Here is a 19,345-nt window from a genome sequence, read left to right as displayed (position 1 = left end):
CTAAACCCCCGAAACGGTGGAAATCCCACAGTCTCGTTCTTCGCCTGGTTCGTTCCCCGCCCCGCGCCGACCCCGCACCACCGGCTCCCGGCACGCCTCTCACTCCGCCTCTCACTCCGGCTCTCACCTGGGCGTTCGTCCCGGGACCCGGTCGCCCTCCGGCCCCGGCTCGCCTCCGCTTCCCGCCCGCCGGAAAGCCGGGCGGGTCGCGCCAGGAGCGGCTCAGGGGTCAGCGGGACCGCCGGAGGGTGAGCATCGTGATCTCGTCGAGGATGTGGTCGCCGGAGAACGCCCGGTGGTCCTCCTCGATGGCCTTCACCACAATGCCCGGAGGCTGGCCGGCGCACCGGGTCAGGACCTCGGTGAGCCGGCCCTCCCCGTAGCTCTCACCTTCCGCGTCGCGGGACCCGACAAGCCCGTCGGAGTAGAGCAGCAGGGTCTCGCCGGCGGTCAGGGTCAGCTCCTCCGTGGCGGGCACCGCGCCCTCCTCGAACCCCAAGGGGACGCCGCCGCCCTCCGAGAAGCGCACGCCGCCGTCCGGGAGGAGCAGGGCCGCCGGGTGGTGCCCGGCCGAGGCCAGCCGTACCCGGCGTCCGTGCACGAAGCCCGCCGCCGCCATGACGAACAACCCGGTGTTCTGCGCGACGAGCGCGTCGTTGACCGTGCGCAGCGCCGCGCCGGGGTCGTCCTCACGCACGCTGACCACGCGCAGGCCGCCGCGCACCATGGCGGTGACCGACGCGGCCTCCTCGCCCCGGCCCGCCGCACTGCCGATGACGAACCCCCAGCCGTCCCTGACCGGGAACACGTCGTAGAACTCGCCGCCGATCGCACGCGGCTCCGACCCCGGATGGTAGATCGCCGCGGTCTCGAATCCCGGGATGTCCGGAAGCGTCCGGGGGAGCACCCCGGTCTGCAGCGTGTCGGCCGCCTGCGACCTGCGCTGGAAGCTGCGCTGGGCCCGCATCGCCAGGCCGAGCTGTGCCCCGGCCTCCTCCAGCAGGCCGAGGTCCGCGAGCCCGAACGGCGGCCGGTCGCGGAGCCGTACGAGCGTGAGCACGCCGAGGATCTCCTGGCCGGTCCCGATGGGCACGGACAGCAGCGACCCGGCCCGGATGTCCCGGAGGACATCGGGACCGAGCAGTCCGTCGTCGGCCAGCATCTCGTGGACGGTCCCGCCACCCGTCTCCAGGACCTGGCTCACGACGGGCGCGCACGCCGGGTCCAGCCCCTCGACGGCCCGCTGCAGCCGGGTGACCGGCTCGCTGGCCGGTGGGATCACGGCCGCCCGGTGGAGGACGTCGTCGCGGAAGACGTCGGCGATCACCCAGTCCGCCGTCTCGGCGGCGAACAGCCGCGCCGCGCGGATCAGGGCCACCGGCTCGCGCAGGCTCTCCTCGTCGAGCAGCAGGCGGGTGAGCCGCGCGAGCAGGTCGTGGCGCCGGGCGGCGGCCATGACGGCGGACTCGTCCGGGGCCCGGTCCGGGCCGGACGCCTCGGGGAGTCGCACGTCGGTCGGGAGCGCGACCGCGGCGACCATCTCCCCGGGCTCGCCCGGCATGCGCAGCCTGCTGAGGACCAGCCGGACCGTGTGCGTGCGCCCCTGGTGCGCCAGCCGGGTCTGGAAGGTCGCGCTCTCCTCGCCGTGCAGTACGGCCGTCAGGTGGGACCGGAAGGCGGCCCGGCCGGAGACGTCGACCAGCAGCGGGAACGGCCGCCCGAGCAGGTATCCCGCGGGGCTGCCGAGCAGCCGGGCGGTCTCGTTGTTGATCCGCCGGACCACGCCCCCGGCGTCCATGACGACCACGGGGACGGGCAGCGCGCGGAAGATCTGGCGCAGCAGCTTCTGCTCGCGCTGGTTGCCGCCCTCCCTGCGCCCGCGCCTCCTCCCGAGTTCCGCGAGCGCCGAGCGGAGCAGTTCCTCCGCCGCCTCGAGCTCGTCGAGCGCGGCACCGGGCGCGGACGTCTCCCGGAGTGCGGCGATGCGGGCCGCGAGGCCGCTCAGCTCGCGCTCCAGCTCGGGTAGGTTGGTCAACATTTGCCCCCTCTCTTGTTTCGACGGTACGTCACCGGATTCCGCGCATCGACGGGGTCCGGATTAACGCTGAAAGTAGGGGAATGACTGTTCCCGTCATGGATACCACCCCGAGTCTCGCCCGCGATCTCGCCGCTCTGGGCAGGGTGACGGAGGGCGTTTCGTACGAGAGCGTGCTGCGCGGCATCACCGAGGCGGTGGCGCGCGGCGTTCCCGGATGCGCGGCGGGCACCGCCGAGCTGTGGCAGGAGGGGCGGGTGATGCTGACCGCCTCCCACAGCGAGCTCATCGCCCTCACCGATCGGGAGCGCGACCTGCGCGAGGGGCCGTCGAGGGAGGCGCTCTCCTCCGGGCGGCCGGTGGTGATCCCGGACGTGATGCGCGACGCGCGCTGGCCCCGCTACGCCGCGACGGCCGTACGGCACGGCGTGCGTTCGGTGCTGGTCCTGCCGATCGAGGTGGAGCGCGCCGTCGTCATCATCGGCCTGTACGCGGTGCGACCCGGCGTCTTCGCCGGGGGAGGCTCCCTGATGACCATGCTCGCCGAGCAGGTGACCGTGGTGCTGGCCAACCTCTGGGAGTTCGACGACGTCGTCACGGGGGCCGCGCAGATGCAGGAGGCCATGGCCGGCCGCTCGGTCATCGACCAGGCCAAGGGCATCATCATGTCGACGAGTGGCTGCTCGGCCGAGGCCGCGTTCGACGAGCTGAGACGGGTGTCCCAGCACCATCAGATCAAGGTCGCCGACCTGGCCAAGCTGCTGGTCACCGAGCACCAGAACAAGCACGGCGGCAACCGCACGGAGTGATCTCTAGTGCCCTTCCCTGGCGGTCCCGAAGGCGGCCAGCGCCTCCTCCAGCGTGTCGAACATCGGCAGCCGCTGGGACAGGCCGGTGACCCACATCACCTTGGAACTGGGGTACTGCACGGCGACGAGGGCGAAGTCGCCGCCCGCCCCGGTGGCGCGCTGCCAGTGGTGGACGATGAGCCCGAGTGCCCGCGAGTCCATGAACGTGACGCCGGCCAGATCGAGGATCATGCTCGGCCCGTGGTCGTCGGCGGCCGCGTCCAGGTAGCCGGAGAACTCCGTTCGCGTGGTGGCGTCGAGGATGCCGGTGACGTGGACGACCACCGCGACGCCGGCGGGCGTGGCGTGCACCGTGGACTGCAGGGACAGCGTCCCGGGCTTTGGCACCTCGCGCCTCCAGGAAGGGAAGAGACCCCGCCGCGCGAGGCCTGTCCGGCAACTTTACTGGCGTCCAGGGGGTGGTGATACTTCCGGATTTGGGGGAATATCGGAGTAGAGGTCCAGCAGAGGGCCCTGTCTCGAAGTTGTAGCGAGGCGCGCCGTCTGCGTGGGCTGAATCCCGGCTCGGCGTCGCTCGCGATGCGAGTACGAGGAGATTCCACGATGGCTGCCGAGGTTCGAGTAGCGACCATCCCCCCGCAGGCCGGAGCGACGACCGGGCGCAAGGGCACGCCGCCGTCGCGGGCGAAGCACGCCCTTCCCGCCGAGCGGCCGCACGATCAGGGCCAGCCGACCGCCGAGGAACTGCTCGCCGAGCTCGCCCGTGAGGACCTGGCCCAGGAGCGCCGCGAACGGCTGCGGGAACAGGTCGTCGAGATGCACCTGCCCATGGCCAGGGACGTCGCCCGCAGGTACCTCCACCGCGGTGAGCCGCTGGAGGATCTCCTCCAGGCGGCCTACGTGGGGCTCATGAAAGCGATCAACGGGTACGACGCCAGCCTCGGGCACGGCTTCCGCGGCTACGCCATGGTGACCATGACCGGCGAGGTGAAGCGGCACTTCCGGGACCGCACCTGGGCCGTCCGCGTCCCCCGGCTCTACCAGGAACGGCGCTCCGAGCTGAACCGGCTCGTCGCGGACATGACCCAGGAGCTCGGCCGGTTCCCCACGGTCGCCGAGCTCGCGAAGAAGATGCGCATCTCCGAGGAGGACATGCTCCTCACGATGGACGCCTCGGCGGCGTACAGCACGCTGTCCCTGGACGCGCCCCTGGGCGCGGACGACGACGCGGCCGCGCTCGGCGACGTGCTTCCCGAGGAGGACGACGCGCTGGCGACCCTCGTGGACAGGGAGGCCGTGAAGCCGCTGATCGACGAGCTTCCGGAGCGGGAGAAGAACATCCTGCTGCTCCGGTTCTACGGCAACCTGACCCAGGCCGAGATCGCGGCAGAGTTCCACATATCGCAGATGCACGTCTCGAGAATCCTGCGCAAGGTGCTCGACCAGCTCCGTTCGGAACTCGTGGCGGGGTGATCTGCCATCCGAGGGGCGGTGGCGTCGGTGCGCCGTCGTCCCGGGGTATGTTCGACTTCCGGCCCGTCGCGGCGGACGGTCCTGACATGTCCTGTGGGAGGCGTTTCCGGGTGAACGAGGAGGGCGTCCCACCGTCCGGGCCCGGCGCGGCCAAGGAGCTCACGTTCTCCCTGGACGACCTGCCCGACGTGCGGGAGTTCGCCGCGGTCCAGGCGCGCAGCCAGGGAATGCGGGAGGACGCCGTCGGCGATTTCGTCGTCGCGCTCAACGAGGTGGCGACGAACGCCGTGACCCACGGTGCCTCCGAGGCGCGGCTGCGCCTGTGGGGCGATCGGGACGGGCTGGTCGTGGACGTCCACGACGAAGGCAGGGTGTGGAGGCCCGAGTCCCCGCCCGGGCGGGTCGCCCCGCCGGAGAACGCCACCAGCGGCATGGGCCTGTGGGTGGCCCGCCGGCTCAGTACCGACATCTATGTCGAAACAGGGAGCAACGGGACTACCGTCACGATGCGTTTCAGCGTCTGACAGGGGTAGTAGCCCAGCATGACTGTTCCGCGCATACTCGTCGTCGGCGGCGGCTACGTCGGCATGTACGCGGCGCTGCGGCTGCAGCGCAGACTCCGCCGGGCGGAGGCGCGCATCACGGTCGTCAACTACGACTCCTACATGACGTACCAGCCCTTCCTGCCCGAGGCGGCGGCGGGGAGCATCGAGCCCAGGCACGTCGTCGTGCCGCTGCGCCGGGTGCTCTCCCGATGCGAGATCCTCAACGGCACCATCCTGCGGGTGAGCCTGGCCGACAAGGTCGCCGAGTTCCGGCCGCACGAGGGGCGGGAACGGGTGCTCGGCTTCGACTACCTGGTGTTCTCTCCGGGGTCGATCTCGCGCGTGCTGCCGATCCCCGGCCTCGCCGAGCGGGGGATCGGGTTCAAGACCGTGGAAGAGGCCATCCACCTGCGCAACCACGTCCTCGGCAAGCTCGACGTCGCCGCGTCCAGCTCCGACGAGCGGCTCCGCCGCCGCGCGCTGACGTTCGTCTTCGTCGGCGCCGGATTCGCGGGAATCGAGGCGCTCGGCGAGCTGGAGGACATGGTCAGCGACGCCATCAAGTACTTCCACGGCCTGCGCCGGCAGGACATGCGCTGGTTCCTCATCGAGGCCACCGACCGGATCCTGCCCGAGGTCGGCCTCGACATGGGGCGCTGGACCGCCGAGCAGCTCCGCATGCGCGGCATCGACGTACGGCTGCGCACCCGGCTGCTGTCCGCGGAGGGCGGGCGCATCGTCCTGGACGACGGCGAGCAGTTCGAAGCCGAGACCCTGGTGTGGACCGCCGGGGTCAAGCCGCACCCGCTGGTCAGGTCGGGCGACCTCCCGCTCGACTCCAGGGATCGGGTCCTGGCGAACGAGTTCCTGCAGATCCAGGGCACCCGGTTCGCCTTCACCGCGGGGGACGCCGCCGCCATTCCCGACCTCACCCGCCCGGGTGAGCTGTGCCCGCCCAACGCCCAGCACGCCGTACGGCAGGCACGGCGGCTGGCCGACAACGTGCTGGCGACGATCAGGAGCCGGCCGTGCAAGCCGTACCGGCACAGGAACGCGGGGGCGGTGGCCGCGCTGGGCCTGCGCAAGGGCGTCGCCCAGATCTACGGCCGGGAGCTGCGCGGCATGGTCGCGTGGCTGATGCACCGCACCTACCACCTGTCCCGGGTGCCGACGATCAACCGGAAGTCCCGCATCCTGGCGGACTGGACGCTCGCCCTGTTCTTCCCCAGGGAGATCGTCTCGCTCGGCGCGCTGCAGCGGCCGCGCGAGGAGTTCGAGCTCGCCGCCAGGACCACGCCCCCGACGCCCGCCCGTGAGCCCGTGAGCCCGTGAGCCTGTGACCGGTACGGCCCGAGTCAGCGGCCGGCGCCCGGGATCCGGTCCGCGAGGCCGGCGTACAGGTCCCGCAGCTCGCGCTTCAGGACCTTGCCGCTCGGATTCTTCGGGAGCGCGTCGACGAAGGCGATCGCCTTGGGCACCTTGAAGGCGGCCAGCCGCGACCGCGTGTGGGTCCGCAGCTCCTCCTCGGTGACGGCTGTGCCCGGCTTGGTCACCACGATCGCGACAACCGCCTCGATCCAGCTGGGGTGGCTGACCCCCACGGCCGCGACCTCGGCGACGGCGGGGTGCTCGTAGATGACCTCCTCGACCTCCCGGCTGGCGACGTTCTCACCACCGGTCTTGATCATGTCCTTGATCCGGTCGACGACCGTGAGGTACCCCTCGTCGTCCATCACCCCCAGGTCCCCGGAGTGGAACCAGCCGCCGCGGAAGGCCTCGGCCGTCTTCTCCGGGTCGTCCAGGTAGCCGAGGATGGCATGCGGGCTCCGGTGGACGATCTCCCCGATCTCTCCCGGGGGCACGTCGTCGCCGTCGGCGTCCACGACCCGGGTCTCGACGTTGAGGGCGGCCTGGCCGGCCGACCCCGCCTTGCGGATCTGGTCCTCCGGCTGGAGCATGACCGCGACCGGGGCCATCTCGGTCTGACCGTAGAAGTTCCACAGGCGCACGCCGGGCAGCCGCTCGCCGATCTCCCTGAGCACCTCGACCGGCATGATCGCCGCGCCGTAGTAGCCCTTCCTGAGGGAGGAGAGGTCGCGCCGGTCGAAGTCCGGGTGGCGTAGAAGGGAGATCCACACGGTCGGCGGAGCGAAGAACTTCGTCACCCGGTGGCGCTCCATCGCCTCAAGCACGGCGGCGGGGTCGGGGCCGGGCAGGATGTGGCTGACCGCCCCGAGCTGGATGTCCGGCACCAGGAAACAGTGCTGCTGCGCGCAGTGGAACAGCGGCATGGCGTGCAACTCGACATCGTGGCGATCCATGCCGCCGTCGATGACGCAACTGCTGTACTGCGCGATCAGTGCGGCGTGGGACAGCACCGCGCCCTTCGGGCGTGATTCCGTGCCGGAGGTGTAGAGGACCTGGACGGGGTCGTCGGCGCCGATATGGAGAGCGGGAGTCTCGGCGCCCTCGTGAGCGAGCAACGCGGCGAACGGCTCCCACTCGTCGGCGTCCCCGTACACGACGCGGATCTTGAGCCGGTCGGCCGCCTTGACCGCGTCCCGCGCCACGGGGAGGAGTGTGTCCTGCGCGATCAGCGCGACGGCGGACGAGTGCGCGAGCACGTAGCCGACCTCGTCGGCCCCGAGCATGAAGTTGATCGGTACGAGGACCGCTCCGGCACGGGCGACCCCGAAGATCGTCTGCACGTATTCCACGCTGTTGCGCGAGAGCACCGCGACCCGCTCACCCGGCCGCACGCCCCGCGCGATCAGCGCGCCGGCCACCCGCGAGGCGTCCTCGTCCAGCTCGGCGAAGGTACGGCTGGTCCTCCCGTCCGAGACGGCGAGCCGGTCGGGGTGGCGTCTGGCGGAGCGGCGCAGCAGGTCGGCGAGCGACTGTCTGCGGGCGAGGGCGACGTCCCCCGCAGCTTCCGAGGCGGCCGGGGGTCCAGCGAAAGACATGAAGTTCTCCAACCGGGCAACAGACGAAACTTCCGGAAAGCGTAGTGACATGTGCCGCCGTTGAGGAGTAGCCGTACGGGCCGGAGTACACCGCGTAGGCGCTTCGCCGGGGGCCGCACCAGGATGATGGGGTGTTCCCGAGCGCCGTGAACGCTTGATGATCAAACACTGTCGATCTCGGCGTACGGATCCTGGCCGCCGTCCGCCGGTTGGTCGGCGACCACGTCCAGCACAACGCCTACTTCATCGACTTTCCGGCCAACGTGCCCGACACGCTGGAGTTCTGGGCCGTCCTGCTGCGCGAGGCGCTGCTCGACCCGGTCGCCGCCGCGCGCGTCCTGCCGCCGACGATCGACCTGCTGAAGCTGCCGGGCTACGGCCGCTACCGGCACGCCTACGCCGACCTGCTGGCCGCGCACGCCGAGCTGATCCCGCTGGCCGGGGACCGGGTGACCGTGCTGGAGCTGGGCGGGAGCCTTGAGTCCGAGGCGCGCGAGCTCTACTTCTCGCTGGCGGGCTCCGAGGTGCCGCCGGCCGCCGAGGATCTGGCGGCGTCGAGGCCGCCCTGTCGACGGGCCGTACCTCCGACCAACGGCTCCGCCCATTACTCCGGTGACCTCACCGAGGCGCCCGGACCCCACGGCGCTACGGAGTTCATCGACATCCGTCTCGGCAAGGCGACGCAGCCGATCATCGTTCCCCAGGTCAACGTCTACGACGGTGAGCGGTTCGACGAGGCCGCCGAGGCGTTCTTCGGGTACATGACCAGGGACGCCGCGCAGAAAGGCCGGCCGTTCGAGCCGCGCACCGTACGGATGAAGTCCGACCTGCGCGGCTCCGGCCGGGTCGCCCTGCCGCTCGTCTTCCTCCGTGGTGACGACGGCGGATGGCGAGTGAAATGGCTGCATCTCTACCTGAAGGGGCATCCCGGCTTCAACCAGGTGGAGGGCAACCGGGTCACCGCCTCCCTGCTGGTGCGCTCGATCGTGGAGCGCGACCACCTTCGGGTCCGCTATCTGGTCGACCTGCTGCGCGCGAGGGCGTCCTCGGCCGAGCACACGACCTACAGCGGGTTGGAGGCTCCGGCTGACCTGCCGCGGGGGGCGCGGGTGTACACGCCCGGAACGCTGCACGAGTTGATCCCCGCCTGATACCGTGGGGGCGCCGTGAGGCCATGGGGGAGCTTCCTTCTCAATCTTGGAATGATCTAGTTCTCCCGCTTTCCTCATGGTCCGGTCGTGAGGCCATTCGAGGGCTTCCTTCTCACCTGGTTCGAATCCAGGTAGGCCCCAGCGGGCCCGCTGGTATCCAGCTCCCGAGCCTTCCTCACGACCGGTGGCCACGACGGGTCGGACTCGTCGTTCGGCCGGGTCTAGTCGTTCGGCGGGGCGGCGCTGATGTCGGACAGCGCCGAGGTGGGGTCGCGCTCCACGGCCAGATCGCCGAGGGAGACGATGCCGATCGCGTGCCCCTTCTCCACGACCGGGACGCGCCGGATCGCCTTCTCGCGCATCAACCGGACCACGGCGTCGGCGTCCTCGTCCGGGCCGACCGTGACGACGTGCGTCGAGCACAGGGCGCCGATCGGGGTCACGCTCACGTCGCGGGTCTCGGCGACCGCCCGGACCACGATGTCGCGGTCGGTCACCACGCCGCGAAGCCGGTCGCCCCTGGTCACGAGGACGTCGCCGATCGCCTGGTCGCGCATCAGCTTGGCGGCCCGTACCACCGGGGTGTCCTCTGGCAGCATCACGGGCTGCGGAGTCATGACGTCGCGTGCCTTCTGTGTCATGTCGATCCTCCCCTTCCGTACTTGCGCTTGTCGCCGGGTGCCGCGGCTCTCCGGTGGGCGTGCGGACACCCGGCCTGATCCCCGCGCCTGGCGGCTTCGGGCTCTCGGGGGCCTGAAGGCGCCAGGCGTGCGGCTCCGGCGAGAGGCGCACCGGGGACCGCCCTGAGATCCGCCTGAGGTCGGTCCGAGATCGGCACGGTCGGGGCGGCTCCCCGAGGATCAGCGGCGCGCCCTGGAGCGCCAGCTCCCGCGCCAGGCGCTCGCCGTACCGATCCCGGCCTGGTGCAGTGCCAGCAGGCACAGGCCGAGCGCGATGAGCGCGGTCATGCCGATGCCGATACCGGCATCGAAGAGATCGAGCAGGAAGGCGATCCCGAAGACGATCGCCGCGACGACGGCTAACATGCGTTTCTCACTTTCCGGTCAGTCGGGTGAGCAGCGTCCGGTACTCGCGCAGCGCGAGCCGCAGCTCCTCGGTGTCCTTGGTGTCGGGGTCCCGCCAGCGGTCGGCCAGACTGCGCCGCCGGTCGTCGACGGCGGAGACCGCCTCCTCGACGAGGGCGTCCGCCTGCTCGACCGATCCGCGCGGATCGTCGACGAACGCGGCCTTGATGTCGCGCCACCGCTGGTCCATGTCGATGTCGACGTCGATGTCGACGTCCCGGGGCTCCTGGGCGGTGTCCGCGGCCCTTCCCTCGGGCGCCGCCGGCGCGTCGCGGACGGCGTCCTCGCCGGCCCGGCCGTTCTCCCGGGTCTCTTCCGCTTCCTCGGGGGAGTAGACGGGCCCGGGGCCCTCGAACCGGCTGTGCCGCTCCTCGTACTCGGGCCGGATCGCCTGCCGGTCGTCGAGCGGTTCGTCCCCGGCGGGCGCGATGCCGTGCCCGGGGTCGTAGGGGTTCCTCTCCATCAGCGGTCAGCCTCCGAGGTGTCGGTACGTACGGCGCGGTGGCCGTCGTGTCCTGCGTGTACTTCGTCGAGCAGCTCCTGGAAGAGCGCGCGGTAGTGCACCATGGCCTGCCGGAGCTCCTCGGTAGTGGCGTCCTGCCTGGCCGCGCGCCCGCTGATGTCGTGCGCCCGGCGGTAGTGGTCGAGCGTCGAGGCGTGGGTGACCGACAGGTCGCTGAGGCGCTGCTCGAAGCCCTCCGTGGGGTAGCCGCGATCGCCCATCACCGATGTGACCAGCGTGTCCGCCTCGGTCACCGCGAAGCCGGGGGCGTCGACGAAGCGTTCCTGGACCTCGCTCCACTTCCTCGCGTAGGAGTCCCGCGTCTCCTGGTCGAGCGGGCGGATGTCGAGCCGGGTGTGCCGCTCCTCGCGGGCGAGCAGCTCCTCCTCGGCCTCCTTCCGGCTGTCCCGCTCCCGCACCGTACGGTCGTACTCGGGGCCGAAGCGGTCCTGCAGGCGGCGTCGGCGGTTGAGGTTGGTCATCGTGATGTAACCCACCGCCAGGATCACCACCACGATGGCAATGGCCACGACCAGCCATGCGACGGGCGTCATATCTGCCTCCAGAGATGAGTGCGTTGTCGTCTCGCACTGCCCCGGACGCGGCCCTTCAAGCGCACGCAAGGCCGAAAGCGGCGGTCGGGCGCCGTGGCGCCTGTCGCGGAAAGCGACCGTAAAGGACGCGTAATCCCAGGTTTGCCGGGTAGCCCGGACGTTCACCGGCAAGAGGAGGTAACAATGGGATTCGGAGCAAGCCTCGCGTTCATCGCGGTCGGCGCGGTTCTCGCCTTCGCCGTCACGTGGGACGTCCCAGGCATCGACCTGCACGTGATCGGCTGGATCCTCATCGCCGTCGGTGCGGTCGGGGCGCTGCTGACCGGGCTGTACACGCGCCGGCCACGCTCCGAGGAGGTGGTCGAGGTGGTCGAGCCCGACACCGTGTACACCGCCGAACCGACCGTCGTCGAACCTCATGTCCACGTGCGCGAGGAGGACCCGCGTGTCCACCTGCGCGAGGAGGACCCGCACCTGCGCCGCGGGAACGGCTGAGCCGTCCCGGCGGGGCTTCGCCGCCTCGCCGCAGCGGCTCCGCCCGGTGAGGCCGGCGGGCGTTGCAGCGACCGGCCTTGGTGAAGCCCGCGGAGGTTACAGAGGGTCGGCCTGGTGCAGCCCGCGAGCCAGACGCTCACGGGCGGCCGCGTCCCCGGGGGCGTTCCGCTCCCGGAGGAGCCGGGAGATGTGCTCGCGATGGGCGGCGTCGGCGTTCCCGCCGTACTTGAACTTCCCGTCGATCTTCTCGATCGTCAGCTCCAGGCCACGGATGCCCGGAAAGCGCCGCTCGTGCCGTACGGGATCCACGAGATCGTGGTCGAGGCGTTCGATCTGCCGACGGAGGATCGCCGCCTTGCCCTCGGCGTCGGTGACGACCCGGGCCCGGCAGACGAGCTGGACCGCCGCGTAGTACGTCGTCGGGACGCCCATGGCCGGGTCGCCCTCGCCGGGAAGTATCTTCCAGGCTCCGGGGATGTAGGCCCAGTCACCCGCGACGGAGAGCAGCACCATCGGGTTCTCGTCGATCGCCGTCCAGATCGGGTTCGGCCGGGCCAGGTGGAGCAGGGCGCGGCGGTCCTCGGTCAGGTGGAACTGCGTCGGCACGACGACGGGGACGTCCCGCCCCCGGCCGGCGGCGATCAGATGGCCGAACTCGTTGGATCTGACGAAGTCGAGCGACGCATCCTCATCCGCCGCGTCCCACGGATGAATGAGCATAATCCCGTATCTTACGGGTGGATCGACCTCTCCTCTCGAGCGCCCGGCATCCCGGCCCGGGACATTTCCGCGGGGCCGCCGCGATCGGCTCAACGACCCCGAATCTCCCGGGCCGCCGCGCCGGCGCGGTGCAGGAGCAGCGCGGCGACGCATCCGCCGGCCAGGACCGCGGCCGCGCCCACCAACTGGCTGGTCTCGATCCCGGCGGCGAAGGCGTTGAGGACGGCGTCCCGCTCCGCCTCCGTACGCGTGGCGGCCAGGGCGGCGGGGAACGAGCCCGCACCGGCCGCGGCGGCGGGCAGCAGCGCGATGAAGCGGGAGTTCATGACGGCGCCGAGCACGGCGACGCCCAGGCTGGTCCCGACCTCGGTCATGGTGCCGTCGATCCCGGCGCCCGCCCCGGCCGCCTCCAGCGGGATCGCGCCCATGACGGCCTCCGCGATGGCCGGGTTGGCGAGCGCGCAGCCCGCGCCCATGAGCACCAGCCCGGCCAGCAGCACGCCGTAGCCGTCCGCCGCGAAGGCCGCGACGACCACGAACCCGCCCGACAGGAGACCCATCCCGACGGCGATGGAGAGCGGCAGCCCGAGGCGCCGGATCAGCCACGCCGAGATCCCGGTGAAGTTGAGTGCCACGACGCTGAGCGCGAACGGCGCCATGCGCAAGCCCGTCTCCAACGCCGTGTAACCGCGGACGAACTGCAGCTGCTGGGTGAGCAGGAACAGCACGCCGCCGCTGCCGAACGTGATCAGGACCACGCCGGAGATCGCCCCCATGAACCGGCGGTTCCGGAAGAAGCGCAGGTCCAGCATGGGATGCGGGGTGCGCAGCTCCCAGGCGGCGAAGGCGCCGAGCAGGAGCACGCCCGCCACCGCCGGGACCAGCACCCGGGCCGAGCCCCAGCCGTGATCGGGACCCGAGATGATCGCGTAGACCACTCCGGTCATCCCGGCCGTGGACAGCAGCGCGCCGAGGAGGTCGGGCGGCCCCGAGCCGGGGTTCTTCGACTCCGGCACCAGGACCTTGACCGCGACGACTCCGAGCAGCACGACGGGGACGTTGATCAGGAAGATCGCGCCCCACCAGAAGTGGGCGAGCATCATCCCGCCGATCGGCGGTCCGGCCGCGAAGCCCAGAGCGTTCGCCGCGCTCCAGACGCCGATCGCGCGGGGGCGTTCATCCGCGTCGAAGATCTGCATGACCACGGCGAGGGTCGTGGTCATCAGCAGCGCCCCGCCGACGCCCATGCCCGCGCGCGCGGCGATCAGCTGCCCGGCGGACTGGGAGAACGCGGCCGCCAGCGACCCGGCGCCGAACAGTCCGAGCCCGGCGAGCAGCAGCCGCTTACGGCCGTAGCGGTCGGCGGCGCTGCCCGAGGCGAGCAGCAGACCGCACAGCACCAGCGAGTACGCGTTGATCATCCACTGCCCGTCGGCGGTGGACGCGCCGAGCTCCGTCCCGAGCGAGGGGATCGCCACGTTCAGGACGGTGTTGTCGAGCAGTACGGCGAGCTGGGCGAGGCAGATCACCATCAGGATCGGCCACCGGGTGGGGAGCCGGGTCCCGGCCCCCGTACCGGTGGTGAGGTCCGCGCCCGTGGTCACGGTCTCACGGCGAATCGGGCGATCGGGTTCGTCAGGTCGCCGACCAGCTGGAGCGCGGCCGACGGGTCGGCCAGGTCGACCATCTGGCGGTTGTCGCGCAGCTGCAGCCGGTTGAGGCAGGACAGCGCGAAGTCCCCGGCGAACAGGTCGTACCGCCGGAACCTGTCGGCCAGGTGCGGGACCGAGTCCCGGTAGTCGGCCGCGCACTCGGCGACGGTCCGCCAGAAGGTCTCCTCGTCGAGCACCCCCTCGGTGGTCAGCACCGCGTTCAGGAAGCGGAAGAAGCAGTCGAAGACGTCCGTGAAGATCGAGAGCAGCTTCATGTGCTCGGGCACCTCGGCGCGGACCCGCCGGACCTCCGGCGGCAGCGGCGCCTCCGGGTCCATCACGACGATCTCCTCGGCGATGTCCTTGAAGATCACCCGCTCGACCACGCCGCCGTCGAGGACCAGGATGACGTTCTCGCCGTGCGGCATGAACGCCAGGTCGTGGGCGTAGAAGCTGTGCAGCAGTGGGGTCAGGTACGCGTCCAGGTAGCGGCGCAGCCACACCTCGGGCGCGAGCCCCGACTGGTCGATCAGCGCCGCGGCGAGGGAGCGGCCCTCGTGGTCGGTGTGCAGCAGCGACGCCATGGTGGCCGGCCTCCGGCCCGGCTCCAGGGAGGGCATGGGGCTCTCCCGCCACAGCGCCGCGAGCATCTTCCGGTACGGGGAGTACCTGTCGGTCGCCGCCTCGTACTGCCGGTGGCGGTAGCCGATGGCCGCCCGCTCCCGGATGATCGTCAGGCCGGTCGCCCGGAAGACCGGGTCGTTCGCGATCAGGTCGGCCAGCCAGTCGTTGATCGCCGGAGTGGCCTCCATGTACGCCGCCGACAGCCCACGCATGAAGCCCATGTTCAGCACGGACAGCGCGGTCTTCACGTAGTGCTTGGACGGGGCGCTGACGTTGAAGAACGTACGGATCGACTGCTGGGCGAGGTACTCGTCGTCGCCCGTGCCGAGGCAGACCAGGCGCCGCTCCGCGACCTCGCCGGCGAAGGTCACCGACAGCTTGTTCCACCACTGCCAGGGATGGACCGGGATCAGCTGGTAGTCGGCGAGGTCGAGGCCGAGGTCGGCGAGCGTGGCGGCGAACCGGTCCAGCACCGCGTCGCCGAGCTCGCCCCGGATCAGCCGGTCGTAGTCGATGTCCGCCGAGCAGGTGAAGGTGGAGTGGTCGCGGTGCGCCGCCAGCCAGATCAGCCGGATCGGGTTCGCGACCTCGGGCGCGTAGGTGTGGTACTCGCGGATGCCGTAGCCGAGCCGCCCGTTGTTGGCGACGAAGCAGGGATGGCCCTCGGTCATGCCGGACTCGATCGCCTGGAAGTCGGCCTTGGCGAGCTTGGCGGCGGTGACCGGCGGCTTGGTGAGCTTGTAGGCGGTTCCGGCGAGCGTGGAGCCGATCTCCTCCAGGTAGACCGGAAGGATCTCGTCGGACAGGCCCAGCGTGGCACGCATCTCGACGCAGAAACCGATGGCGTCGAGCGGCAGCTCCTCCGCGTCGGCCGCGTCGGGGGAGGGCAGGCGATGGCGGGTGATGCTCTCGGCGTCGATGTGCCAGTGGTCCAGGGACAGCAGCCGGGCGGCGAAACGGTACTCGACCGTCCCGTCGTCGCCGCGGACGGCGTAGCGGCCGTCGGGCAGCGGCTCCGGGGTGAGCAGCCGTTCGTGGGAGAACTCGGCGAGCGCCTTGCGAACCAGCAGCCGGTTGGCGCGGGCCCAGTTGCCGGGGGTCAGGTGGGCGACGGCCTCGCGGGGGTTCACGCGGACACCCCCCGGGTGGTGGCCAGGAAGCGGTCCCGGCCGCAGAAGCTGAGCAGCGCGGTCTTCTCCGGTTTCTCGACCGGGCCGACGACGTCGAAGCCCACGGCCGCGTTGAGCGCGTGGACGGCGGTGTTGCGTACGTCGGGTTCGACCACGACCCTCTGGACCGCCGGATCGGCGAACAGCATCTCCATCACGGTGGTGATCACGGCCAGCGTGAAGCCGTGCACCGGCGTGTCGGACGGCGCGCACAGGAAGTGCATGCCGACGTCGCCGTCCGCCGCGTCGTACAGGCCCGCCAGCTCGACGTGGGCGGGGTCGTACCGTTCGGCCAGGAAGGACGGGCGGCCGTTCACCAGCCCGACGAACGCGTCGTGGTGCGGATGCCGGGTGATCGCGCGGTACTCCTCGCGGACCCGGGCCACGTCGGCGTCCCGCATCATCCAGAACGTCGCCTTGGGGTGGGTCACCCAGCCGTGCAGCAGTTCCGCGTCCGCGTCCGGGTCGAGCGGGCGTACCGCGAACTCGCCGAGGCGCGCGTCGGTGCGGGTGAAGACGATCTCACTCATGAGGCGATGCCCTCCGGCGCGCCGAACTCCTGGAAGGCGATGGCCTTCTCGATGGGGTAGTGCTCGCGGCCCAGCAACTCGCGGATGATCCACGAGTTGCGGTACGGGCCCATGCCCAGGTCGGGCGAGGTGACGCTGTGCGCGTGCGTGGCGCCGTTCTGCAGGAAGATCTCGTGGCCGGTCGTGTCGATGCTGTAGTTCCTGGCGACGTCGAAGCGGCCGCGGCCGTCCTGGCGGATGCGGTCGCGAACCGGGTCGAGGAAGGAGGGGATCCGGTACTTGTATCCGGTGGCCAGGACGAGCCCCTGCGTGGTGAGCGTGAAGTCCCGGCCCTGTTCGTCGTGGCGCAGCCGGAGCGTGTACGTGCCGCTCGGCTCGTCGTACGCGGCGCCGGTGAGCGTGGTGTTGGTCATCAGCCGGGTGGGGACCGGGCCGGTGACGGTCTTCTGGTAGAGCAGGTCGAAGATCTCGTTGATCAGGTCCGCGTCGATGCCCTTGAACAGGCCCTTCTGCTCGTCCTCCAGCCGGTAGCGGGTCTCCTCGGGCAGCGCGTGGAAGTAGTCGACGTACTCCGGGGAGGTCATCTCCAGGGTGAGCTTGGTGTACTCCAGCGGGAAGAACCGCGGGGACCTGGTCACCCAGTTGAGCCGGTATCCGTGGGTGTCGATGTCGGCCAGCAGGTCGTGGTAGATCTCCGCCGCGCTCTGGCCGCTGCCGACGACGGTGATGCTGTCCTTGGCCTGCAGCGCCGCCTTGCCGTCCAGGTAGTCCGCGTTGTGGATGAAGTCGCCGCCGAGGTCCGCGCAGGTCTCGGGGATGTACGGCGGGGTGCCGGTGCCGAGCACGAGCCGCCGGGCGCGGTGCTCGGTGGTCTCCCCGGTGCCGGTGACGACCGCGCGTACCACGTAGTGGCCGTCGGCGTCGTCGTACTCGACGGAGGTCACCTCGTGGCCGAAGCGGACGCAGCGGAGTTTCGCCGCGGCCCAGCGGCAGTACGCGTTGTACTCGGCGCGCACCGGATAGAAGATCTCCCGGATGTAGAAGGGGTACAGCCGGCCGGACTCCTTCAGGTAGTTGAGGAAGGAGTACGGCGAGGTGGGGTCGGCCAGCGTGACGAGGTCGGCCATGAACGGGGTCTGCAGCGTGGCGAAGTCCAGCAGCATCCCCGGGTGCCAGTCGAAGTCCGGCTTGCTCTCCAGGAACAGGCCGTCGAGCTCGCCGATCGGCTCGGTCAGGCAGGCGAGGCCCAGGTTGTACGGGCCGAGCCCGATCGCGATGAAGTCGTGGGTGGACATGGGTTCCTCCCGTGCGGGGGTGGGTTGGGGGGCGGTCAGCCGGCGCGGTGGCAGGTCTGGAGGGGGGCACGGTCCTCGATGTACCGGCCGGCGTGGTTCGCGATGAGGTCCAGGACGTGCGCGATGTCGTCCAGCGACGTCTCCGGGTTGAGCAGGGTGAACTTCAGGTAGTGGTGGCCGTCGACCTTGGTCCCGGCCACGACCGCCTCGCCGGAGGCGCTCAGGGCATCGCGCGCGTACAGGTTGGCGTCGTCGGCCAGCGTGCGGCCCGGCCCCTCCGGGGGCAGGTAGCGGAAGACGACGGTGCTCAGCTGTGATCGGGTGACGACCTCGAACCGCGGGTCCGCGGCCAGCAGCGCCCAGGCGTCGGCGGCCCGGTCCACCACCTCGTCGAAGAGTTCGCCGACCGCGTCCGGGCCCATGATGCGCAGGGTCAGCCACAGCTTGAGCGCGTCGAAGCGGCGCGTGGTCTGGATGCTCTTGTCGACCTGGTTGGGGATGCGCTGCTCGACCATGCGGGCCGGGTTGAGGTAGTCGGCGTGGTAGGTCGCGTGCCGCAGCACGGCCGCGTCGCGTACCAGGAGGGCGCTGGAGCTCACCGGCTGGAAGAACGACTTGTGGAAGTCCACGGTCACCGAGTCGGCGCGCTCGATGCCGTCGAGCAGGTCGCGCCGGGTGCGGGACACCAGGAGCCCGCACCCGTACGCGGCGTCGACGTGCAGCCACACCCCGGCCCGCTCGCACAGGTCGGCGATCTCGGGCAGCGGGTCGATGGAGCCGAAGTCGGTGGTCCCGGCGGTGGCGACGACGGCCATGACCGGCAGGTCCTCGCGTCGGCAGCGCTCCAGCTCGCGGGCGAGCGCGGCGGGCCGCATGCGCCGGTCGGGGTCGGTCTCCACGGAGATGACGGCGTCCGGGGCGAGGCCGAGAAGTTTGGCCGATTTCCGCACGCTGAAGTGTCCGGCCTCGGAGGTGAGGACGCGCAGCCGGGAGAGGACGTCGTGCCGGGACAGCGGGGAGCGCGCCATGGCGGCGGCGCACGCCTCCTCCCTGCTGAGCAGCAGGGCCTGGAAGTTCGACTGGGTGCCGCCGCTGGTGAACACACCGTCGGCGCCGGGGCCGAGGCCGATACGGCCGGCCGTCCAGTCGATCAGGCGGCGCTCGATCAGGGTGGCGCCCGCGCTCTGGTCCCAGGTGTCGAGGGAGGAGTTGACGGCGCTGAGCACCGCCTCGCCGAGCAGTGCGGGGATCACCACCGGGCAGTTGAGATGCGCCAGGTAGCGGGGGTGGTGGAAATAGACGGCGTCACGCAGGTAGACGTCGTCCAGCTCGTCGAGGGCGGCCGACGGGTCGTGCAACGGCAGTTCGAGGTCGATGCCGGAGACCTCGGGAGCGAGCCGGGACGGCGAGATCCCGCTGAACGGACGCTCGGTGCGGAGCACCCGCGCGGCCACCCGCTCCGCCCCCGCGCTCAGGGCGTTGCGGTAGCGGGCCACGTTGCGATCGTTGAAAAGGTGCGACCGGGCCCGTGCGGCTTCGGGGCGGACGCCCGCCGACGGGAGGTCGGCGGTGTACCCGTGAAAAGTCATGGTCAAGTCCTCAACAGTCGCGGGCCGGAAAAGTAAAACTTAGGTTAGCCTAACCTAAGTTAATCTTGAAGCGCCCCCGTCGGGTTCACGGACCGCCCTGCCGGATCATGGCCGGTTTAGATTAGGTTAGCTTTACCTAATCTTGGTGAGGAGA

General features: G+C 70.9%; 19 protein-coding genes. 6 read left to right on the top strand and 13 right to left on the bottom strand.

Features of this window, described 5'->3' with window-relative positions:
* Positions 1 to 229: 229 nt before the first annotated feature.
* On the bottom strand, positions 230 to 2,038 hold the full coding sequence (locus AB0I59_RS07190; RefSeq protein ID WP_358131035.1) for a SpoIIE family protein phosphatase: 1,809 nt from the start codon (positions 2,036 to 2,038) through the stop codon (positions 230 to 232).
* A 95-nt stretch (positions 2,039 to 2,133) separates the two neighbouring features.
* Between AB0I59_RS07190 and AB0I59_RS07185 the strand changes: the two genes are divergently transcribed.
* Positions 2,134 to 2,844, top strand: coding sequence for a GAF and ANTAR domain-containing protein (locus tag AB0I59_RS07185; protein ID WP_358131032.1), 711 nt, complete (start codon positions 2,134 to 2,136; stop codon positions 2,842 to 2,844).
* A 3-nt stretch (positions 2,845 to 2,847) separates the two neighbouring features.
* Here AB0I59_RS07185 and AB0I59_RS07180 read toward each other — a convergent pair whose 3' ends face one another.
* Positions 2,848 to 3,231, bottom strand: coding sequence for an STAS domain-containing protein (locus AB0I59_RS07180; protein WP_061252473.1), 384 nt, complete (start codon positions 3,229 to 3,231; stop codon positions 2,848 to 2,850).
* A gap of 216 nt (positions 3,232 to 3,447) precedes the next feature.
* Between AB0I59_RS07180 and AB0I59_RS07175 the strand changes: the two genes are divergently transcribed.
* From AB0I59_RS07175 to AB0I59_RS07165, 3 genes are all read left to right on the top strand, one after another.
* The gene (locus AB0I59_RS07175) at positions 3,448 to 4,317 is read left to right on the top strand and encodes a SigB/SigF/SigG family RNA polymerase sigma factor (protein ID WP_082776423.1); all 870 of its coding nucleotides are present in this window, start codon (positions 3,448 to 3,450) and stop codon (positions 4,315 to 4,317) included.
* 86 nt (positions 4,318 to 4,403) lie between these two features.
* Positions 4,404 to 4,841, top strand: a complete 438-nt coding sequence (locus AB0I59_RS07170; protein ID WP_358131028.1) for an ATP-binding protein — start codon at positions 4,404 to 4,406, stop codon at positions 4,839 to 4,841.
* A gap of 18 nt (positions 4,842 to 4,859) precedes the next feature.
* Positions 4,860 to 6,194 (top strand): NAD(P)/FAD-dependent oxidoreductase, encoded by a 1,335-nt coding sequence (locus AB0I59_RS07165; RefSeq protein ID WP_061252475.1) that lies wholly within the window; start codon positions 4,860 to 4,862, stop codon positions 6,192 to 6,194.
* A gap of 23 nt (positions 6,195 to 6,217) precedes the next feature.
* Here AB0I59_RS07165 and AB0I59_RS07160 read toward each other — a convergent pair whose 3' ends face one another.
* Positions 6,218 to 7,825: a fatty acyl-CoA synthetase gene (locus AB0I59_RS07160; protein WP_358131025.1), complete on the bottom strand. Its 1,608-nt coding sequence runs from the start codon at positions 7,823 to 7,825 to the stop codon at positions 6,218 to 6,220.
* Between the two features lie 209 nt (positions 7,826 to 8,034).
* Between AB0I59_RS07160 and AB0I59_RS07155 the strand changes: the two genes are divergently transcribed.
* On the top strand, positions 8,035 to 8,976 hold the full coding sequence (locus AB0I59_RS07155) for a hypothetical protein (protein WP_358131022.1): 942 nt from the start codon (positions 8,035 to 8,037) through the stop codon (positions 8,974 to 8,976).
* A 221-nt stretch (positions 8,977 to 9,197) separates the two neighbouring features.
* On the opposite strand, the gene AB0I59_RS07150 is transcribed toward AB0I59_RS07155, so the two are convergent.
* The 4 genes from AB0I59_RS07150 to AB0I59_RS07135 all read right to left on the bottom strand — a co-directional run bounded on the left by AB0I59_RS07150 (position 9,198) and on the right by AB0I59_RS07135 (position 11,117).
* On the bottom strand, positions 9,198 to 9,617 hold the full coding sequence (locus AB0I59_RS07150; RefSeq protein WP_061252479.1) for a CBS domain-containing protein: 420 nt from the start codon (positions 9,615 to 9,617) through the stop codon (positions 9,198 to 9,200).
* Positions 9,618 to 9,836: 219 nt separating this feature from the next.
* On the bottom strand, positions 9,837 to 10,022 hold the full coding sequence (locus tag AB0I59_RS07145; protein ID WP_358131018.1) for a hypothetical protein: 186 nt from the start codon (positions 10,020 to 10,022) through the stop codon (positions 9,837 to 9,839).
* A 7-nt stretch (positions 10,023 to 10,029) separates the two neighbouring features.
* Positions 10,030 to 10,524: a hypothetical protein gene (locus AB0I59_RS07140; protein WP_358131015.1), complete on the bottom strand. Its 495-nt coding sequence runs from the start codon at positions 10,522 to 10,524 to the stop codon at positions 10,030 to 10,032.
* Positions 10,524 to 11,117 carry a hypothetical protein gene (locus tag AB0I59_RS07135; RefSeq protein WP_358131012.1) on the bottom strand — a complete coding sequence of 198 codons (594 nt, stop codon included), beginning with the start codon at positions 11,115 to 11,117 and terminating at the stop codon, positions 10,524 to 10,526. Before AB0I59_RS07135 ends, AB0I59_RS07140 begins: the two co-directional genes overlap by 1 nt.
* A gap of 183 nt (positions 11,118 to 11,300) precedes the next feature.
* On the opposite strand from AB0I59_RS07135, the gene AB0I59_RS07130 reads away from it, so the two are divergent.
* A complete protein-coding gene (locus AB0I59_RS07130; RefSeq protein ID WP_061252483.1) occupies positions 11,301 to 11,612 on the top strand; it encodes a DUF6458 family protein in 312 nt (103 codons plus the stop codon).
* A gap of 96 nt (positions 11,613 to 11,708) precedes the next feature.
* Here AB0I59_RS07130 and AB0I59_RS07125 read toward each other — a convergent pair whose 3' ends face one another.
* From AB0I59_RS07125 to AB0I59_RS07100, 6 genes are all read right to left on the bottom strand, one after another.
* Positions 11,709 to 12,332, bottom strand: coding sequence for an FMN-binding negative transcriptional regulator (locus AB0I59_RS07125; protein WP_358131009.1), 624 nt, complete (start codon positions 12,330 to 12,332; stop codon positions 11,709 to 11,711).
* Between the two features lie 89 nt (positions 12,333 to 12,421).
* A complete protein-coding gene (locus AB0I59_RS07120) occupies positions 12,422 to 13,936 on the bottom strand; it encodes an MFS transporter (protein ID WP_358131006.1) in 1,515 nt (504 codons plus the stop codon).
* Positions 13,933 to 15,738, bottom strand: coding sequence for an IucA/IucC family protein (locus tag AB0I59_RS07115; protein ID WP_358131004.1), 1,806 nt, complete (start codon positions 15,736 to 15,738; stop codon positions 13,933 to 13,935). The genes AB0I59_RS07120 and AB0I59_RS07115 overlap by 4 nt, the downstream gene beginning before the upstream one ends.
* Positions 15,735 to 16,307 (bottom strand): GNAT family N-acetyltransferase, encoded by a 573-nt coding sequence (locus tag AB0I59_RS07110; RefSeq protein WP_358131002.1) that lies wholly within the window; start codon positions 16,305 to 16,307, stop codon positions 15,735 to 15,737. The genes AB0I59_RS07115 and AB0I59_RS07110 overlap by 4 nt, the downstream gene beginning before the upstream one ends.
* Entirely contained in the window at positions 16,304 to 17,602 is a 1,299-nt protein-coding gene (locus tag AB0I59_RS07105) for a lysine N(6)-hydroxylase/L-ornithine N(5)-oxygenase family protein (protein ID WP_061252488.1), read from the bottom strand. The genes AB0I59_RS07110 and AB0I59_RS07105 overlap by 4 nt, the downstream gene beginning before the upstream one ends.
* 35 nt (positions 17,603 to 17,637) lie before the next feature.
* Positions 17,638 to 19,191: a pyridoxal phosphate-dependent decarboxylase family protein gene (locus AB0I59_RS07100; protein WP_358130999.1), complete on the bottom strand. Its 1,554-nt coding sequence runs from the start codon at positions 19,189 to 19,191 to the stop codon at positions 17,638 to 17,640.
* Positions 19,192 to 19,345: the final 154 nt, after the last annotated feature.

The sequence above is a fragment of the Microtetraspora glauca genome, from assembly GCF_040656155.1.
In the GTDB taxonomy this organism is placed as follows: Bacteria; Actinomycetota; Actinomycetes; order Streptosporangiales; family Streptosporangiaceae; genus Microtetraspora; species Microtetraspora glauca.
Note: the sequence above shows the minus strand (reverse complement) of the source record. Positions and strands in the feature narration are given on the sequence as shown.

What these genes read in the sequence shown, in the direction of transcription:
- AB0I59_RS07190 (WP_358131035.1), bottom strand. Translation starts at nt 2,038, where the DNA reads ATGTTGACCAACCTACCCGAGCTGGAGCGCGAGCTGAGCGGCCTCGCG.
- AB0I59_RS07185 (WP_358131032.1), top strand. Translation starts at nt 2,134, where the DNA reads ATGGATACCACCCCGAGTCTCGCCCGCGATCTCGCCGCTCTGGGCAGG.
- AB0I59_RS07175 (WP_082776423.1), top strand. Translation starts at nt 3,448, where the DNA reads ATGGCTGCCGAGGTTCGAGTAGCGACCATCCCCCCGCAGGCCGGAGCG.
- AB0I59_RS07170 (WP_358131028.1), top strand. Translation starts at nt 4,404, where the DNA reads ATGTCCTGTGGGAGGCGTTTCCGGGTGAACGAGGAGGGCGTCCCACCG.
- AB0I59_RS07165 (WP_061252475.1), top strand. Translation starts at nt 4,860, where the DNA reads ATGACTGTTCCGCGCATACTCGTCGTCGGCGGCGGCTACGTCGGCATG.
- AB0I59_RS07160 (WP_358131025.1), bottom strand. Translation starts at nt 7,825, where the DNA reads ATGTCTTTCGCTGGACCCCCGGCCGCCTCGGAAGCTGCGGGGGACGTC.
- AB0I59_RS07150 (WP_061252479.1), bottom strand. Translation starts at nt 9,617, where the DNA reads ATGACACAGAAGGCACGCGACGTCATGACTCCGCAGCCCGTGATGCTG.
- AB0I59_RS07145 (WP_358131018.1), bottom strand. Translation starts at nt 10,022, where the DNA reads ATGTTAGCCGTCGTCGCGGCGATCGTCTTCGGGATCGCCTTCCTGCTC.
- AB0I59_RS07140 (WP_358131015.1), bottom strand. Translation starts at nt 10,524, where the DNA reads ATGGAGAGGAACCCCTACGACCCCGGGCACGGCATCGCGCCCGCCGGG.
- AB0I59_RS07135 (WP_358131012.1), bottom strand. Translation starts at nt 11,117, where the DNA reads ATGACGCCCGTCGCATGGCTGGTCGTGGCCATTGCCATCGTGGTGGTG.
- AB0I59_RS07130 (WP_061252483.1), top strand. Translation starts at nt 11,301, where the DNA reads ATGGGATTCGGAGCAAGCCTCGCGTTCATCGCGGTCGGCGCGGTTCTC.
- AB0I59_RS07125 (WP_358131009.1), bottom strand. Translation starts at nt 12,332, where the DNA reads ATGCTCATTCATCCGTGGGACGCGGCGGATGAGGATGCGTCGCTCGAC.
- AB0I59_RS07110 (WP_358131002.1), bottom strand. Translation starts at nt 16,307, where the DNA reads ATGAGTGAGATCGTCTTCACCCGCACCGACGCGCGCCTCGGCGAGTTC.
- AB0I59_RS07105 (WP_061252488.1), bottom strand. Translation starts at nt 17,602, where the DNA reads ATGTCCACCCACGACTTCATCGCGATCGGGCTCGGCCCGTACAACCTG.
- AB0I59_RS07100 (WP_358130999.1), bottom strand. Translation starts at nt 19,191, where the DNA reads ATGACTTTTCACGGGTACACCGCCGACCTCCCGTCGGCGGGCGTCCGC.